We start from the raw sequence: 17,788 nt of genomic DNA on the forward strand, positions 1-17,788 counted from the left end.
CTCGAAGTATCACAGATCGCTGGAAGTGCTCGAAACCGCTTCCGAGAACCAGGCCAGAGCCGCCGCGAGGGCGGCGAAAGGCACCACTGGAAGCAGGTAGCGGTAGTCGAAATCGGCCGTGAACGGCGGGATGACGAGCAGTGTGAACGCGGTCATCCAGGGCAGCAGGGCGACTCCGCCCCAGTCGCGCGCGTGCCGGGCGACCCCGGCCAGGCCGATGAGCAGCAGGGCGCCCAGGAGGGCGCCGGGCAGGTACACGACCCGCTGGTAGGCGCGCATCCAGCCGGCGAACGGCGCGATGATGCGCGGGGCGGCGGTGGCGTGCCCGTAGGCGCGGGCGGGTTTCACGGCCGATTTCGGCTGCCAGCGCCTGGTCGGGAAGCGGTATTCGCCGACCGTCCAGGGGGTCGGGTAGTTCGAGCGGCTCCAGGAGAAGGAGCGCCCGGTGTCGCGGAGCGCCCGGCTCAGGTAGTCGCGGGGCTGGGCGAGCATCGCCGCCCGGGCGAACCGGGCGGCGCGGGAGTTGCCCCGCTCGTCCGCGACGCCGCCGGGCATGGCGCGGAACGGTGATCTCGCGCCCCACAGGGCGGCGTAGCCGGGGGCGACGCCAGGGGTGTCGCGCTTCCAGTCGTGGCAGAGGTCGGCCAGGTCGGCGGGCGGCCTGCTCTTGGCGCAGTCGGCGAACGCGGCCGTCCGTCCGTAGAGGAAGAAGCCGTCGGTCGCCGACAGCTCGAACCGTCCGTGGACGGACTTGTACCAGCCCGCGTAGCCGCTGAGGCAGACCGCGAAGATCGCCACCATCGCGGCCAGCGGCCGCCATCTGGCCAGCCACCCCGTCTGGGACGGGTCCGCCTGGGACGAGGTGTCGGGGCGGGCGGAGGCCATCCGGGCCGCCCCGCAGAGGACGGCGACGAGCAGGAGCGGGAGGCCGACGGTGCGGGTGAGGGCCGCGGCGGCGAGCAGGGCGCCCGCCAGGAGGCCGAAACGCCAGGTCAGGCGGTGTTGCCACAGCAGGGCCGCGACCGCGGCGACGGCCAGGAACTCGAACAGGACGTCCGACATGAGCATGTGCTCGAGCTGGACCTGGTACGCGTCGAACAGGACCGGCGCGGCCACGGCGGTGCCGATCAGCCCGGGAAGCCACGGTTTGTCCAGGAATCGTCGGTGCGTCCAGCGCCAGGCCACGGCGTACAGCAGGACGGCCGTGGCGAGCCCCAGCAGGTGCTGGACGACCACGACCAGCCGGAAGTCATGGAACGGGTGCAGGAACCACAACATCAGGGAGTAGCCGGACGGCCGCAGCGGCGACGGCGTGAAGTGCAGGGCGCTCTTCAGGTAGGTGCCGGAGTCGCCGAACCAGAACACGGTCGGGAAACCGAGCACCGCGAGCGCGCGCAGCAGCGCGGCCGCCCCGAGGGCGCCCGCGAAGGCCAGATGTGGCCGGACTCCGGCCGTGGTCACCACGCTTCGCTCCGTCTCCGTCATGCGGCGGCGTCATGCGGCGGCCGCCCGACCGCGTCACCCCGCCTAGCGATCAGCCTTCCCCCCGGGGATACGAGCATGTCCGGACGAAAGTTCCATGTTTGCTGAATGAATCCCGAAAACAAGATCCACCCAGGCGTCCTCGACGACCCGGAGGCCGTACGACGTGCGGACCTGCGCGCGGGCGAACTCCCGCTCGTCCTCCCAGCGGCCCCCGGAGACGGTCGCGGCGATGGCGGCGGCCATGTCCTGCGGGGTCCGGTGGATCCAGCGGGTGTCGTAGACGGTGTCCGAACCCGGCCACGGCAGCAGCGCCGGGATCGCGCCGGACGCCATGCCCTCGGCGGGCGCGAGGTGGAAGCTCTCGTCGTCGCTCGTGGACAGGACGAACCCGATCCGGCGCAGCCACGCGGGGACGTCCCGTCCGTAGGCGTCGAAGACGACACCGTCCGCGAGCGTCCTGGAACGCCGGACGCGCCGGAACACCTCCTCATAGTGCTCTCGCTCCTCCGGGCGCTCCCAGATCCACCAGTACTCCCAAGGAAGCTTGGACTTGACGAAGAGCGTGTAGCGCGGGTCGTCGCGACGCAGTTCCTCCAGGACGTCCAGCGCCAGGTCAAAACGCTTACGGGACGGCGCGATCCCGATGATCCCGAGGTGGTGCTTGGCACCGGGCAGCTTGACACGGTCGAACTGCTCGTCGTCCACCCAGTTGGGGATGACTTGAACCTTGTGCTTGGGCCATCCGGTCATCTGCAGCGTCAGGTCGGCGTAGTGGGGGCTGACGCAGACGACCTTGTCCACGGCGTCGATGTCGAGCTTCATGGGCCAGCCCGAGTACAGCTCGAACCGGTGCAGCCGGACGAGCAGCTTCTGCCCAGGTTGCTTGTTCCGCGCGTACCAGAGGGCGTTCGGGCCGCACCATTCGCAGATGACGACGTCCGCCCACTGGACGAGTTCCAGACTGCGCTCCGGGTCGTGCGTCTTCAGCGCGGGCCACTTGTCCAGGCGGACCTCCATGTCCGGACGGTCGCGAAGGTGGTCCAGCAGCTTGGTGAAGAACTTGAGGTCGTGCCCGGCGACGACGACCTTCAGCTTGCCGTTGCGCCGCGGCTCGGGGAACGTCGTCTCCAGGTAGCCCCGCATACGGCGGACGGCGGCGTCCAGGCTGTAATCGGCCGCGGCGGCCCGGCAGCGCTCCGCGGCCTGCTCGTACAGGTCGGGGTTCTTGCCTATGAGAGTGAGCGCGTCGACGACATCGCTCTCGGACGAGGCGAAAAGCGGGTAGTCCTCGCCGAACAGCCGCTCGTGCATGGGATTGCGGTTCAGCACGACCGGAACACCCAGCGCACCGCTCTCCAGCACCTTGGTGGACAGCTCGAGGCTGGTGTCCATGGAGAGGTCGCGCCACGACAGGGCCACGTCACCGCTCGCCGTGAGGCGCATGGCCTCGGCACGCGGGTGCCCGCCGTGCCAGACGACGCCGTCCCCGCTCTCCAGGGCGGCCTTCATCGGAGCGGCGAATCCCGCCTCCTGATGGATCTTGTCGCCGACCATGTGCAGCTCGGCGTCCACGCCTCGCGCGCGCAGGAGGGCGGGCAGGCGGGTCATCTCCAGCGTGTTCCAGCGGGGGGCGAACTTGCCCGTGTAGACGAGACGCAGTTTCCCGTCGGGGGCACCCTCCGCACGCGGTTCCAGGTCGTCCGGCAGGACGACCACGGGCGGGAACAGCACGCTCTTGCCCGCCGTCGCGGGGACGGCCGCTTCCATGAAGCCGCGCAGTTCCTCGGTCTGGCAGAGGAGCACGCGCGACGCGTCCGCGATGCGCCGCAGATCCCCCTTTGCCTTGCCGTCGAACTCGGCCGCCGACTGCGGGACGTCGGTCAGGTACGTCCACAGGCGGCCCTTGAGCGGACCCGCCGCCAGCTGCGTCGCCAACGCGCGCCCGCGTACGACGGCCAGGTCGAACGGCTGCTGCGCGTCGATCCGCGCGATGACGGCCGCGGCCTCCGCCGGACGCATCGGCCCCTCGCCGGTCAGGCCGTCCTCGTGTGGGGAGAGGACGGTCACGCGCGGGAGCGCGCGCAGGGGGTCGACGAGCCGTCCGGTCCGGACGGGCGCCTTCAGGACGAGCGTGACGTCGCAGCCCGCGCGCGCGAGCGTCTGGACCATGCCCTGAGCCCAGATGGCCGAGCCGTCGATCAGATTCAGGTCCACGTCTCCGTAGACGAGGGCGCGGGTCAAGAAAGCTCCTTCAGCGTGGCCACCGGGTCCCAGTCCAGGACGGCCAGGGTCGGCGGCGGGTTATCGCCCCAGAGGACGACGGGGATCTCTCGTACGCGCGCGATGCCGCGCGCCTCGTCCAGGTCGCGGTCCCGGTCGAACATGCCGGGGACGCCGAGGTACGCCCACGGCCCTCCAGGCTCGCCCGCGCGCGCGTCCACGACCAGGGCGTCCACGTCCGCGGTCTCCAGGACCGTCCGCACGTCGTGCGGGTGGACCGCCACAACTTCGTACTTGTCGGACAGCTCCGCCGCGGCGGCCCGGCCGAGGATGCCCGCGACCACCGGACGGTCCGACGGGCGCTGCACGAGCAGCCGGTCCTCGGGACGGTCGAACCGGTCGAGCCGCCTGGCCGCGCTCTCCCGCAGCGTCGCCGACTCCGTCGGCCGGTCGCGCTTCTTCCACAGCTTGTACAGCTCGCGGGGCAGCCGCGCGGCGCGGCGGCGCGGGTTGCGCGCGGCCCCGGCGACGATCCGTCCGAACTGGACGGTCGTCGAGGTCTCCAGCGCGGCGAGCCGCCGCTCCAGCTCCTCGACGCGGGCGTCGCTCTCGCGCAGCGCCGCCCGCAGGCGCGCTGATCGGTCACGCACGGATCGGTCACGCACGGATCGGTCACGCACGGATCGGTCACGCACGGGTCGGTCACGCACGGGTCGGTCAGGCACGGGTCGGTCAGGCACGGGTCGGTCAGGCACGGGTCGGTCAGGCACGGAGGAACTCCAGGATCACGTCGGCGATGCGGGGCCCGGCGTGCCCGTCCCACAGCGGCGGCACCCGGCCCGCGGGCGGACGCTCGCCCTCCAGGACCTTGCGCGCGGCCGGGACGAGCTCCTCCAGCGACACCAGCCGGTTGGTGCCGTGGGTGATGGTGATCGGCCGCTCGGTGTTCGGCCGGACGGTCAGGCACGGCACCCCGAGGACGGTCGTCTCCTCCTGGATGCCGCCCGAGTCGGTCACGACGGCCGCCGCTCCGCGCACGGCCGCGACGAAGTCGACGTAGCCGAGCGGGTCCAGGACGCGCACGCGCGGATGGTCGTCCAGCCCGGCCGCCATGAGGTTCACGCGCCCGCGCGGGTGCACGGGGATGACCAGGTCCGCCAGGTCGGCGACGCCGTGCAGCCGCTTGACCAGCGCGGTCGCCTTCGCCGGGTCGTCCACGTTGGCGGGCCGGTGCATCGTCGCCAGGACGTACCGCTCCGGCAGGTCGTGCTCGCGGCGCACCCGCGCGGTGTCGAACCGGTCCAGGTTGCCGAGCAGCGTGTCGATCATCGGGTTGCCGACCAGGTGCGCCCGGCCCACCGGGATCCCCTCGGCGGCCAGGTGCCCGACCGCCTCCGGGCTCGTGACCAGGCACAGGTCGGACAGCTGGTCGGTCAGCCGCCGGTTGACCTCCTCGGGCATGGTCATGTCGAAGCTGCGCAGCCCGGCCTCCACATGGGCGACCGGGACGCCGAGCTTGGCCGCGACGAGGGCGGCGGCGATCGTCGAGTTCACGTCGCCGTACACGATGACCAGGGCCGGTGAACGACGCGTGAACTCCTCCTCCAGCCCGACCAGCAGCGCGGCCGTCTGACCGGCGTGCGACCCCGACCCGACGCCGAGGTTGACGTCCGGCTCGGGCAGGCCGAGCTCGTCGAAGAACACCTCCGACATCCGCCGGTCGTAGTGCTGGCCGGTGTGCAGGACGGCCTGCCGCACGCCGCGTCCCGCGAGAGCGGCGATGACCGGCGCCGCCTTCACGAAGTTCGGCCGCGCCCCGAGGACGTGCACCAGTTCCCCCGTCACGGGCGGCGCCGCCGCGCCCCCATCCGGGAGTTCACCCACCGTTTCCCTCACCTGTTCGCCCACCTGCGCTTTCCCTTCCGTTCATCGGACGCGCCTACGCTCGCCCGCCGTGTTGAAACGCTCCGTGTACATGTCGGCGCTGGCCGTCCGGCAGCTGCGCGACGACCCGTCCCGCGCCGGCCGGCTGGCCGTCCGGCTGGCCGCCCGCGCCGCCCCGCGCCTGGGCCGCACGCAACTGGCGAAACCCAAGCCCCGGGCACCGCGTCACGAGGTCGCCGACCTGCGTGAACTCCTCGCGGCCCCGCCCTATCCGGCACGCCCGAAAGGCACCGAGGACGTGCGCGGCGTGCTGATGTTCGTCACGAACTCGCTGCCGGTCACGAACGCCGGCTACACCATCCGGACGCACCGGATCGCGGTCGCGCAGCGCGAGTCGCTCGGCTGGGACACGCACGTGGTGACGCGCCTCGGACACCCGCTCGCGCAGGGCGTCGGCGACGCGCGGGCGCGCGTGGACGTCGACGGGGTCCCCTACCACCGGCTGCTGCCGTGGGGCCCGCCGTCCGATCCGGGGCGGGCCGTGGAGAAGGCCGCCGACCTGGCCGGACGGCTCGTCCGGGACCTGCGGCCGGACGTCCTGCACGCGGTCAGCGACCACCGGAACGCCGCCGTCGCGCTGGAACTCGGGAAGCGGCACGGACTGCCGGTCACCTACGAGGTGCGCGGGTTCCTGGAGGACTCCTGGCTGTCGCGGTCGCCGTCGCACCGCCGGACCGACGACTTCTACAGGCTCACCCGCGAGCTGGAGACGCGTCGCATGCACGAGGCGGACGCGCTGGTCACGCTGGGCGAGACGATGCGCGCCGAGATCGCCGGACGCGGCGTGGACCCGGCGAAGATCACCGTCGTGCCGAACGCCGTGGACGACGGCTTCCTCGAGCCCCTGCCGGACGCCGCCGACCTGCGCGCCGCGCTCGACCTGCCGGACGGCGTCCCGGTCATCGGGCTGACCTCGTCCTTCTACGGCTACGAGGGCATCGACACCCTCATCGACGCCGCCGCGCTGCTGCGGGCCGGGGGCGACGACGTCACGCTCCTGCTCGTCGGGGACGGCCCGGAGCGGACGGCGCTGGAACGCCGCGCCGCCGAACGCGGCGTGCGCGCCGTGTTCCCCGGCCGGGTCCCGCCGTCGGACGTCCGTCGTTTCCACGCTCTCCTCGATGTGTTCGCGGTCCCCCGCCGGGCGGACCGGGTCTGCCAATTGGTCACGCCCCTGAAACCGCTCGAGGCGATGGCAGGGGGAATCCCTGTAATAGCAAGTGATGTCAGTGCCCTGCGCGAAATCGTGGAACCGGGCGTGACCGGCACGTTAACTCTTCCGGAAGACGCGGAGGCATGGGCCAATTCCCTGGGAGAACTCATTTACAGTCCGGAACTGAGAATGAAATTGGGGCGGGCCGCCCGGGAATGGGTTCGGGACGAACGCACATGGCGAGCGGTGACCGCGCGCTACCGGGCCGCCCACCGCCCCTGAACTCCTGAAGCGAAGGGAGCCACCGGCGTGGATCTGGTGGTCATCGGGCTCGGCTATGTCGGGCTGCCGCTGGTGCGCGAGGCGTGCCGGGCCGGCCTCCGGGTCGGCGGATACGACCGGGACGAACGCGTCGTCGCGGGCCTGTCGGCCGGAACATCGCACGTGGACGACGTGTCCGACGCCGAGGTCGCGGAGATGCTCGCGGCCGGGTTCACGCCGTCCCTGTCGGAGGAGGTGCTGGACGGCGCCGGCGCGGTGGTGATCTGCGTCCCGACCCCGCTCTCGGACGAGGGCGGGCCGGACCTCACCGCCGTGCGCGGCGCGGCGTGGACGATCGCGGCGCACCTGTCGCGCGAGACGCTCGTGGTGCTGGAGTCCACGACGTACCCGGGCACGACCGAGGAGGTCGTCCGGCCGATCCTGGAGGAGTCCGGGCTGGTCGCGGGGGTGGACTTCCACCTGGCGTTCTCCCCGGAGCGGATCGACCCGGGCAACCCGGTCTACGGCGTCCGGAACACCCCGAAGATCGTCGGCGGGCTGACCCCGGCGTGCGCGACCGCGGCCGCCGCGTTCTACGGCAAGTTCGTCGAGCGGGTCGTCCAGGCCAAGGGCACCCGCGAGGCGGAGATGGCCAAGCTGCTGGAGAACACCTACCGGCACGTGAACATCGCCCTGGTCAACGAGATGGCGGTGTTCTGTCACGAGCTCGGCATCGACCTGTGGGACGCGATCGACTGCGCGGCGACCAAGCCGTTCGGGTTCCAGGCGTTCCGCCCCGGCCCCGGGGTCGGCGGGCACTGCATCCCGATCGACCCGAACTACCTGTCCTACAAGGTCAGGTCGCTGGGCTACCCGTTCCGGTTCGTCGAGCTGGCGCAGGAGATCAACGACCGGATGCCCCGGTACGTCGCCGAGCGCGCCCAGCAGCTGCTCAACCGCGAGGGCCGCGCGCTGAAGGACGCCCGCGTCCTGCTGCTCGGCGTCACCTACAAGGCCGACATCGCCGACCAGCGCGAGTCCCCGGCCCGTCCGGTCGCGCGCCGCCTGATCCGGCTCGGCGCGGACGTCGCCTTCCACGACCCGTACGTCACGTCCTGGCAGGTGGACGGCGCCGACGTCCCGTCCGAGGACGATCTGGCCGCCGCCCTGGCGAGCGCCGACCTGACGATCGTCCTCGCCGACCACGCCGCCTACGATCCCGCCCTGCTGACCCGGCACGCCCGGCTCCTTTTCGACACCCGGGGCCGCACCCGCGCCTTCTCCGGAGCGGGCGCCGAGCTTCTATGAGCGAACTCCATCTGACCGCCGCCCGGAATTCATCGGCAATTTCCAAGGCGCGCGCAGAATCCCCGGAGGAAAAGCGTCTCCCATCCGGAGTGAGTGGAATGCGGATCTGCGTCTGCACGGTCGTTCACCATCCGGAGGACGCGCGGATTCTGCACCGGCAGATCCGCGCCCTTCTGGATGCCGGGCACGAGGTCACCTATATCGCCCCATTTCGGGCGACCAACTCGACGCCGTGGCGGGAGGTGTCGCCGGTCGACGTGCCGCGCGCCACCGGCCGCCGCCGGCTGCACGCCCTGCGCGCCGCGCACCGCGCGCTGGCCCAGCACGCCGCCTACGCGGACGTGGTCCTCCTGCACGACCCGGAACTACTGGTCGGCCTGCCCCGCGCGGTCCGCCGCGCGACGGTCGTCTGGGACGTCCACGAGGACACCGCCGCCGCCCTCGCCGCCAAGGGCTGGCTCCCCGGCCCCCTCGCCCCGCTGCTGCGGCCGCTCGTCCGCCGCCTCGAACGCCGCACCGAGCGCCGCCACCACCTGCTGCTCGCCGAGGACGGCTACCAGGACCGCTTCCGCGAGCGGCACCCGGTCGTCCCGAACACCACCTACGTGGACGAGCGGCCTCCCGCCGCCCCCGACGACCGCCGCGTCGTCTACGTCGGCCACCTGTCGGTCGCCCGCGGCGCCCTCGACATGATCGAGACGGCCCGCCTGGTCGCCCCCGAGGGCGTCCTGGTCGAACTGATCGGCTCCGCCGACCCCGAGATCCGCCAGGCGCTCCGCGACGCCCAGCTCGAGGGCGTCCTGCGCTGGTACGGCTTCGTCCCGAACGACCGCGCCCTGCGCATCGCCGAGGGCGCCATGGCCGGCCTCGCCCTCCTCCACGACGAACCCAACTACCGGCACTCCATGCCGACCAAGGTCGTCGAGTACATGGCCCGCGGCATCCCGGTCATCACCACCCCGAACCCGCCCGCCGTCGCCATCGTCGAGCCGTCCGGCTGCGGCGAGGTCGTCCCCTTCGCCGACCCCGCGTCCGCCGCCGCCGCGATCCTCCGCCTCCGCGCCGCCCCCGCCCACCGCGCCGCCATGGCCGAACGCGGCCACACCACGGCCCGGGCCCGCTTCCACTGGCCCACCCAGGCCGTCCCCTTCGTCCACCAACTAGAACTCTGGTCCACCGGCACCTCCGGTGTCACGGCAGCGGACACCGAGCAGCCCCCGGTCCCGGACGCGCCTACTCGGCAGATGCCCCCGGAACCCAGTCGCCGACCGGCCTGAGCCCAAGGACGTGATCGCTCAGGATGCCCCTCTGTTCTTCGACGCTGCCTTGCTGTACGCCCAGGGTGAGGCCGGAACCGCGCCGACGACGAGGTCGAACTGATTGCGGTCGGCCGGGTACACGGTGCGGATGAAGCGGATGGGCCGCTTGTCCAGGTCGTACCCGACCCGCTCGTGGACGATCACGACGCTGCCGACGTCGCGCAGCGTGAAGAAGTTGCTCTCGCTGGTATCCGGGGCGCGGCCCGTGATGCGGTCGCGGTAGGCGACCTGCTCGACGCCGAGGACCTCGTTGAGGTAGGTGATCACACCCGGCTCGATGTCCTCGTCGTCCAGCAGCCGATCGGCGCCCTGCCTCACGTACTCCATGGGGTAGTAGGCGGTCTGCAACGACCAGGGCCGGCCCTCGATGAACCGGTCCTGGTGACGCAGCACGACCCGGGCCCCCTCCTCGAGGGCAAGCGCCTTGGCCACCTCGGGGTTGGCCCGCTGGATCTCGACCTTCGGGTCCTTGTTCTCAAACTGGCGGCCCTGGAGCTCCGCGTCGAACCGGTAGGCCGCCCCCTCACCGCCAGGGCCAGGGGGAGGCGGCACCGGGATGGCCGCCAGGGTGACCGCGAACGGGACGGTTCCCTCCAGGACGAAGGTGCCGCGCCCCTGCGTCGTCTCGACGAGGCCGCGGGACTTGAGGATCTTCACCGCCTCGCGGATGGTGTTACGTGAGGCGTTGCCGTAGTCGACCATCAGCTGCTCTTCGGTGGGCAGTCGGTCACCCGCGGCGAACTCGCCCACTTCGATCCGGCGCGCGAGATCGTCGGCGATGTCCCGGTACCTGGCTCCGGCCATGGTCTCCTCGTTTCCCAGCGTGCCCCACATGCTAGGCAGCCCAAGCCGGGCATGTGGGTGAATCTTCTACGGAAGGGTGCGGAGGTTCTGGGCTACGGAGCGGGCCAGGCGGGCGGCGGCGCCTGGGGGGCGGCTGGCGTCGACGACGACGATGTAGCGCTTGACGCGGAGGGCGATGGTGCCGGCGGACGGGCCGAGTTCGTAGGCGTCGTCGGCGGCGAGGTCGGTGCGGCGGCGGGCCTGGGCCTGGGTGGACTGGAGGGACCTCAGCAGGTCGGCGGCGGCGGACGGGGTGGGGGCGACCCAGCGGACGGAGACCGTCGCGCCGTCCGGGGTAGGACGCATGACCCCGGCGACGCCGGGCGGCGGTGTGGCGGGCGGGGGCTTCGGGGTGAAGGCGTCCTGGAGGTCGTACTGGCAGGCGACCGGCTTCGGCAGGCGGACGCCGGCGATCCGGGCGCGGACCGGGGAGCCCGGACGGGCCTGGAGGCGGGCCGCGACCAGGTCGGCGGGTTTCAGCAGGGTGCAGGCGTCCGGCCAGGACGAGGTGGGGACGCCGTCCAGTTCGGCCGGGCCGCGGCCGGACGGTCCGCCGCGCAGCGCGATCAGGTGGGCCGCGCCGGACGGGCGGGGCGCGGCCTCGGGCACCGAGACGTAGAGGAGGCCGCCCGCGGCGGCCATCCACGGGTGGACGCCGACGAGGTCCGGGTCGACGGCGAACGGGACGGGCGCGGTGACGGCGGCGCCGTTCGCGGGGGTGACGGTGTCGACGCCGGCGGGGAGCAGGCTGTCGGCGAGGCGCGGGCGCAGGGCGTAGAGGCGTCCGCCCGCCTCGGTGAGGGCCGCGTAGGCCGGCGCCTCGCGGTCCCAGGCGACGCGGCCTTTCCGCAGGTCGATCGCGGTCATGCGCGCGGAGTCGTCGGGCTCGGCGGAGCGGACGACGACGAGCAGGTCGCCGGACAGGGCGCTCGGGCACATGCCCGCGCCGCAGGCGTCCGGGTCGTTCCAGACGGCCGTCTGGTCGCCGTCCCCGTCGAAGACGCGCAGGGCCTCGCCGTCGGCGGCGAGGACGGCCCGTCCGCGCACCGTGACCTCGGGCGCCTCCTCCGAGCCGAGCACGCGGTCCCAGAGGAAGGCTCCGGTGGCGGGCTGGACGGCGAACAGGTGGCTGCGGCCGACGCAGTCGAGCGCGAGCGCGGCCAGGTCGGCCGAGGCTCCGGACGGTTCGGGCGCGTCCTCGTAGAGGCGGCACCCTTCGGGCAGCCGCCGCTTCCAGCGCTGCGCGCCGTTCACCGTGGACCGGCCGTACAGCTCGCGCCGGTCGGTCGAGGCGGTGAGGACGATGTCGGAACCGGACGGCCAGTGCAGTGTGGCGCGCGCGACGGTCGCCGGACGGCCGTCCGGGCTGCGCCAGAGCAGCCCGCCTGACAGCGCGTCGAAGCCGAGGAACTCGTGCTCGCCCGGACGGCCGTCCCGCTGGAGGAACGCGACGAGGCGGCCGCCCGTGGCCGTCCAGCCGAGCAGGCTCCAGCCGGAGCGGCGGTACTCCCAGCGGCGCGCGCCGGTGCGGGCGTCGCGGACCGACAGGCCGGCGCCGGCGGCCGTGACGACCTGGCCGTCCGCGACCTCGTGCGCGACCGTGTCGTGCCCGGCGACGGCGCCGCGGCGCAGCGCGACGGTCTTGGTCCAGCTGGTGGTGAGGGGGCCGGGCGGCGGGCCGAGATGGGGCAGGTCGTCGACCGGGTCGGCGGTGACGGTGTGCCGCACCCAGCCGTCCGTCAGCAGGTAGCGGACGGCGGCCGCGGCGGAGACGGCCAGCACGACCGCCGTCGCGGCGGCGACCACGCGCCGCCGGCCGAGGAGGCGGACACGAACCCCGCGCCACCGGACGCGTGTCCCGCGCCACCGGACGCGTGTCCCACGCCTCCGGATGCGGACCACCGCCGGTCACTCCCCTAGGTTGTCTGACGTCACGACTCTCAAGCGCGGACCCACCGCGCCACCCGCGCGGCCACACCGCGCGATCCTCACGCGCGGCCGGACCGCGCCCGGCGGAAACGGACCCGACGTGCGGACCTTCACCAGCTGGCGGACCTGGGACGACGCCCGGGCGGACCTGGCCGGCCACCCGGCGCTGCCCGTCCTCACGCGCGCCGCGGAGGCCGCGCTCCGCCGGCACGGCGACCAGACCCGGCCCACCGGGGCACCCTACGCCGAGCATCTGCTGGAGGCGCTCGAGGTCCTCGTGCGGGGGGCCGGCGTCTCCGATCCTGCCACCCTCGCGGCGGTCCTGCTGCACGACGTCGTCGAGGACACCCCCGCCACCGTCGCCGAGATCGAGACGGAGTTCGGGGAGGAGGTCGCCGAGCTGGTCGACTGGGTGACCAAGCCGCCCACCGGCGGCCTCGGGCGCAAGGAGAAGCGCGCCGCGAAGGCCACCTACCTGCGCAGACTCGGCGACGCACCGGACAAGGCCGTCCTGGTGAAGCTGGCCGACCGGGCGAGCAACGTGCAGACGCTGGAGAACATGCCGCCGGACTTCCAGCGCCGCTACTACGCCGAGACGATCACCTACATCCTGCCGCTGGCCGCGCGGTCGCCGTGGTTCGCCGAGTGGTTCGAGGAGTGGCGCCGGGCCTACGCCCACCTGCTCTGACGCGCTCCAGCGGCCCCTGCTGTAATGGCCCCCATGGAACGGGAGTGGACGGTCGAGGAGTCGGTGCCGATCGCGGCGTCCCCGGACGAGGTGTACGCGGCGGTGGCCGATCTGCGCCGGATGCCCGAGTGGAGCCCGGAGCTGTTCCGGGTGTGGATCCGGGACGGCGGCGAGATCGAGGAGGGCACCCGCTTCGTCGGGTTCAACCGCCTCGGCTGGCGCCTCTGGTTCACGACCTGCGAGGTCACGGCCGCGATCCCGGGCCGGGCGCTGGCGTTCCGGGTGACGACGTTCGGCATGCCGGTCGCGCTGTGGGGCTACCGGGTCGAGGGCATCGGGGACGGCGCGTCCTCCCGCCTCGCCGAGTACTGGCAGGACCTGCGCCGCGACTCGCGCACCGCCGGGTTCGCCTCGCTGCTCGGACGGGTCTTCACCGGCGTCCGCGCCGAGGACCGCGCCGAGCTGAACCGGCGCGGCATGCGCGCGACGCTGAGCCGCGTCCGCGCCGCCATCGAAGCCTGAACGGACTCCGCGAGACGGTCTTGAGCCGAAAACAGGAACCTGTTCTACTAATGGCGTGCCCCCCGATGCCGCGCCCGCCCCGGCGACCCACCTGATCCAGGGCGACCGCGTCACGCTCCCGGTCGAGATCCGGGACGCCGCCGTCGCGTCGGCGATGTTCCCCGTCCCGGCCGCCGCCGCGCAGGCCGTGATCGCCTACTCCGGGCTGGAGGTCGCGCGCCCGCTGCCCGGACGGGCGATCTGCTCGCTGGCGTTCGTCCGGTACGCGGACGGCGATCTCGGCCCGTACCACGAGTTCGCGGTCGCGTTCCTGGTCAGAGGGGCGGAACGGGTCGGCGCGTTCATCCACTGGCTGCCGGTGAACCAGACGTTCACGCTCGAGGCCGGACGGACGATCTGGGGCTTCCCCAAAGAGATGGCCGACATTCGCATGGACCTCGCCACCCGCACCAAGCGCTGCCTCGTGCGCGTGGACGGGAGGACCGCCATAGAGATGCACGTCCAGCCCGGCATTCCGATGCCGCCCGGTAGGGGCGTCCCAAGCGTGGACGCCTACAGCTCCATGAACGGCGTCACCCGCCGGACGCCCTGGACGGTCTCCCCCGGCGGCGTCCGAATGCGCCTGGGCGGCGGCGCCTACCTCAAGCTGGGCGATCATCCCGTGGCGCACGAGTTGCGCGCGCTCGGCCTCGACCGTGCCCGCCCGCTGTCCGCCGCCACCGTGGACCGGCTGCGGATGACCTTCCAGGAAGCCGTGGAGGTGCGGCCATGACGACCGTCCGGACGGCCCTGGTCACCGGCGCCGCGAGCGGGCTCGGAGCCCTCGCCGCCCGCCGTCTCGCCGCCGCCGGCTGGGACGTCGTCGCGGCCGACCTGGACGCCGGCGGCCTCGCCGAGACCGCCCGCCGGTCCCCCAACACGCACGTCCGCCACTGCGACGTGGCCGACGCCGAGTCCGTGAACGCCCTGGTCAGAGAGGTCGGAGCGGTGCACCGGGTGGTCCACGCGGCGGCCGTCGGGCCGATGGTCCCGGCGCTGGAGCAGCCCCTCCAGGACGTCGAGCACGTGCTCCGGACGGACTTCCTCGGCACGGTCCACGTCGTCCGGGCGACGCTGCCGGGGATGCTGGAGCGGGGCCGCGGCGAGCTGATCCTCTTCTCGTCGCTCGCGGCGCTCCTGCCCGTCGCGAAGACCTCGGCGTACGCGGCGGCGAAGGCCGCGGTGAACGCCTACGCGGAGGCGGTCGCGGCCGAGCACGCGGGCAGCGGCGTCGTGATCCGCTGCGTCTGCCCGCGCCAGGTCGACACCCCTGGGTTCCGGTCCGCCTCGTCCGCCGATCCGGCCGCTACCGGCCGTATGCGCGGCATCCCGCCGGGCGTAGTCCTGGACGCCGTGGACCGCTCGCTCGCCGCGCGCCCCGCGCACGACCTGTACGTCCTCCCCGACCCGCTGACCAGGGTCGTGGCCCGCGCGCGGCGCTGGTTCCCCGGCCCCACCGCGCGCCTTGTGGGACGCGTCACGGCGTCACGCTGAGTGGACCTTGGACCGCGTAAGCTGTCTCTTTCGCATTCCCGGGGCCGTCCCGGGACGCCGCCCGAAGCCGCGAGGAGCCGCAGCCATGTCGTCCGAGGTCACCGACCGTCCGCCCGGCAGCGCGACGGGTGGGGGCGCCGATGCCGGGACGGCGGAGACGGCCCCGCTGAAGGACCGCGAGATCGCCTCCGAGCAGCGTTTCGTGGACGAGGCGTACGTCCGCCTGGGCGAGATGCGCGAGGACGCCCGGGCCATGCTCCGCGAGGGATTCCGGCAGTCCCTCGCCGGCACCAAGGGCTCCCTGGTCGACCGGGACGCGATGGTCCACCAGGCGGCGCAGCGCGCGCACGCGCTGGACATCGCCGACGACGGCCTGGTGTTCGGCCGCCTCGACCTGGCCCCGCGCGAGTACGCCGACGACGCGCAGCCGTCCGGGCGGATCATCAACGGCCGCGAGGTCCGCTACGTGGGCCGCATCGGCGTGCGCACCCGCGAGCACGACTCCCTGGTCATCGACTGGCGCGCGCCCGCCGCCGAGGACTTCTACCGCGCGACCCCCGAGGAGCCGCGCGGCGTGATCCGCCGCCGGGTCCTGCACTCGCGCGGGCACAAGGTCGTCGACATCGAGGACGACCTGCTCGACCCGGACGCCTCGGACGGCCTGGCCGTGGTCGGCGACGGCGCGTTCCTGGCGTCCCTCGCGCGCACGCGCGAAGGCACGATGCGCGACATCGTCGCCACCATCCAGCGCGAACAGGACGAGGTCATCCGCGCCCCCGTCGACGGGACCGTCCTCGTGCGCGGGGCCCCCGGCACGGGCAAGACGGCCGTCGCCCTGCACCGCGTCGCGTATCTGCTCTTCAGGCACCGCCGCCGGTTCGGGTCGCGCGGCGTCCTGGTCGTCGGGCCGAACGCGCGCTTCACGTCCTACATCGAGCGCGTCCTGCCGTCCCTGGGCGAGGGCTCGGCGACGCTGCGCTCGCTCGGCGACCTCGTCCCGGGCGCGACCGCGACCGCGCACGACACCCCGGACCTGGCCCGGATCAAGGGCGCGGAGGCGATGGTCCACGTCCTGCGCCGCGCCGTGGCCGACCACGCCCCGGACGCGCCGGACGAGCTGCGCGTCGTCTACCGCGGCGTGGTGCTCCGCCTCGACCGCGGCCGCCTCGACAAGGCCCGCGCCGAGGTGCACCGCCGCGCCCGCGGCTCGGTCAACACCGCCCGCGGACGCGCCGCCGACGTCCTCCTGGACGCCCTGTGGGACGCGTTCGGCCACCTCGGCGGCCCCCAGGCCGTCGAGGAGGACTCCGGCGGCCAGGGCGAACTGGCCCTCTGGAACTCGATCCTCGCCGCCGACGGCCTCGGTGAACTGGACACCGGCGGCCGTCCCGCGCCGCGCCTGGGCAGCCGCGAGGAGTTCGGCGTCCGGATCCGCGAGCAGCGCGCGTTCACCGACTTCCTGCAGGCCTGGTGGCCGATCCGCACCCCGCTGGACGTGCTGTCCGCGCTGTCCGACGCGTCCCGGCTGCGCCGTGCCGCCGCCCGCGACGTGGACCGCTCCGCCCTTCCCGCCCTCGCCGCGTCCTGGGGCTCCGGCGTCCTCACCTACCAGGACGTCGCGCTGCTGGACGAGATCGACGCCCTGCTCGGCACCCCGCCCCGTCCGCCGCGCCGCCGCGCCCCCGCCGACGGCGACCCCTTCGTCGTGGACGGCGTGAACGTCCTGACCGGCGAGGCCGTCGCCGACGAGGACTGGGAGCCCGGCATGGACGAGCTGACCACCTCGATCGAGCGCATGGAGCGCGCCCGCCGCGTGGACGACGGCGTCGTCGAGGAGCGCCCCGAGTACGCGCACATCGTCGTCGACGAGGCGCAGGACCTCTCCCCCATGCAGTGGCGCATGCTCGGCCGCCGCGGCCGCCAGGCCAGCTGGACGATCGTCGAGGACCCGGCCCAGTCCGCCTGGGAGGACCTCCCCGCCGCCCGCGCCGCCATGGACGCCGCCCTCGGCGGCGAGCAGCCCTCCCGCAACCGCCGCGGACGCGGCCGCGGCCGGCCCGCCCCCCGCTCGGCCCGGACCGTCCGGCACGAGTACGAGCTCACCACGAACTACCGCAACTCCATCGAGATCGCCGCCGTCTCGGCCCGCGTGCTCGCCAAGGCCCTGCCCGAGGCCCGCCCCGCCCGCGCCGTCCGCGAGTCCGGCCTCGACCCGGTCGTCCGGGTCGTCCCGGCGGAGGACCACCTCACCGCCGCCCGCGCCGCCACCGAGGAGCTGCTCACCCAGGTGGACGGCACGATCGGCCTGATCGTCCCGATGCCGACGGCCGACGCCTGGTCCGCCGCCGACCGCGACCGCCTCGCCGACGGCCTGCCCGAACGCGTCCAGGTCCTGGACGTCCTGGAGGCCAAGGGCCTGGAGTTCGACGCCGCCGCCATCATCGCCCCGGAGACGGTCGCGACCCAGTCCCCGCGCGGCCTGCGCGTCCTGTACGTGGCGGTCTCCCGGGCCACCCAGCGCCTCACGGTCCTCACCGCCGACCAGGACTGGCAGAACCTGCTCCTGGGCCACTGACGAGTCGC

The 17,788-nt window shown here is 73.5% G+C and carries 14 protein-coding genes; 8 read left to right on the forward strand and 6 right to left on the reverse strand.

Annotated features, from left to right (window positions below; genetic code table 11):
* Positions 1–9: 9 nt before the first annotated feature.
* The 4 genes from AB0L06_RS03650 to wecB all read right to left on the reverse strand — a co-directional run bounded on the left by AB0L06_RS03650 (position 10) and on the right by wecB (position 5,535).
* Positions 10–1,485, reverse strand: a complete 1,476-nt coding sequence (locus AB0L06_RS03650; RefSeq protein WP_500229356.1) for a hypothetical protein — start codon at positions 1,483–1,485, stop codon at positions 10–12.
* 42 nt (positions 1,486–1,527) lie between these two features.
* The gene (locus AB0L06_RS03655; protein WP_500229861.1) at positions 1,528–3,654 is read right to left on the reverse strand and encodes a glycosyltransferase; all 2,127 of its coding nucleotides are present in this window, start codon (positions 3,652–3,654) and stop codon (positions 1,528–1,530) included.
* Between the two features lie 68 nt (positions 3,655–3,722).
* Positions 3,723–4,355, reverse strand: coding sequence for a hypothetical protein (locus tag AB0L06_RS03660; RefSeq protein WP_500229357.1), 633 nt, complete (start codon positions 4,353–4,355; stop codon positions 3,723–3,725).
* Positions 4,356–4,467: 112 nt separating this feature from the next.
* Entirely contained in the window at positions 4,468–5,535 is a 1,068-nt protein-coding gene (wecB, locus tag AB0L06_RS03665) for a non-hydrolyzing UDP-N-acetylglucosamine 2-epimerase (protein ID WP_500229862.1), read from the reverse strand.
* A 124-nt stretch (positions 5,536–5,659) separates the two neighbouring features.
* Here wecB and AB0L06_RS03670 point away from each other — a divergent pair, with 124 nt between their 5' ends.
* From AB0L06_RS03670 to AB0L06_RS03680, 3 genes are all read left to right on the forward strand, one after another.
* Positions 5,660–7,084, forward strand: coding sequence for a glycosyltransferase family 4 protein (locus AB0L06_RS03670; protein ID WP_500229358.1), 1,425 nt, complete (start codon positions 5,660–5,662; stop codon positions 7,082–7,084).
* A 27-nt stretch (positions 7,085–7,111) separates the two neighbouring features.
* A complete protein-coding gene (locus AB0L06_RS03675) occupies positions 7,112–8,371 on the forward strand; it encodes a nucleotide sugar dehydrogenase (RefSeq protein WP_500229359.1) in 1,260 nt (419 codons plus the stop codon).
* A gap of 98 nt (positions 8,372–8,469) precedes the next feature.
* Positions 8,470–9,648, forward strand: a complete 1,179-nt coding sequence (locus AB0L06_RS03680) for a glycosyltransferase (RefSeq protein ID WP_500229360.1) — start codon at positions 8,470–8,472, stop codon at positions 9,646–9,648.
* A gap of 18 nt (positions 9,649–9,666) precedes the next feature.
* Here the strand turns inward: AB0L06_RS03680 and AB0L06_RS03685 are convergent, their stop codons facing one another.
* Entirely contained in the window at positions 9,667–10,494 is an 828-nt protein-coding gene (locus AB0L06_RS03685; protein WP_500229361.1) for a GntR family transcriptional regulator, read from the reverse strand.
* 66 nt (positions 10,495–10,560) lie between these two features.
* Positions 10,561–12,435 carry an outer membrane protein assembly factor BamB family protein gene (locus AB0L06_RS03690; protein ID WP_500229362.1) on the reverse strand — a complete coding sequence of 625 codons (1,875 nt, stop codon included), beginning with the start codon at positions 12,433–12,435 and terminating at the stop codon, positions 10,561–10,563.
* A gap of 127 nt (positions 12,436–12,562) precedes the next feature.
* Between AB0L06_RS03690 and AB0L06_RS03695 the strand changes: the two genes are divergently transcribed.
* The 5 genes from AB0L06_RS03695 (at position 12,563) to AB0L06_RS03715 (ending at position 17,780) form a co-directional block, all read left to right on the forward strand.
* On the forward strand, positions 12,563–13,150 hold the full coding sequence (locus tag AB0L06_RS03695) for an HD domain-containing protein (protein ID WP_500229363.1): 588 nt from the start codon (positions 12,563–12,565) through the stop codon (positions 13,148–13,150).
* 33 nt (positions 13,151–13,183) lie between these two features.
* Entirely contained in the window at positions 13,184–13,672 is a 489-nt protein-coding gene (locus AB0L06_RS03700) for an SRPBCC family protein (RefSeq protein WP_500229364.1), read from the forward strand.
* Positions 13,673–13,727: 55 nt separating this feature from the next.
* The gene (locus AB0L06_RS03705) at positions 13,728–14,444 is read left to right on the forward strand and encodes an acetoacetate decarboxylase family protein (protein ID WP_500229365.1); all 717 of its coding nucleotides are present in this window, start codon (positions 13,728–13,730) and stop codon (positions 14,442–14,444) included.
* A complete protein-coding gene (locus tag AB0L06_RS03710; protein ID WP_500229366.1) occupies positions 14,441–15,205 on the forward strand; it encodes an SDR family NAD(P)-dependent oxidoreductase in 765 nt (254 codons plus the stop codon). The genes AB0L06_RS03705 and AB0L06_RS03710 overlap by 4 nt, the downstream gene beginning before the upstream one ends.
* Before the next feature lie 85 nt (positions 15,206–15,290).
* The gene (locus tag AB0L06_RS03715; RefSeq protein ID WP_500229367.1) at positions 15,291–17,780 is read left to right on the forward strand and encodes a HelD family protein; all 2,490 of its coding nucleotides are present in this window, start codon (positions 15,291–15,293) and stop codon (positions 17,778–17,780) included.
* Positions 17,781–17,788 lie beyond the last annotated feature (8 nt).

This window comes from Spirillospora sp. NPDC052269 (assembly GCF_040679435.1).
GTDB lineage: Bacteria > Actinomycetota > Actinomycetes > Streptosporangiales > Streptosporangiaceae > Spirillospora.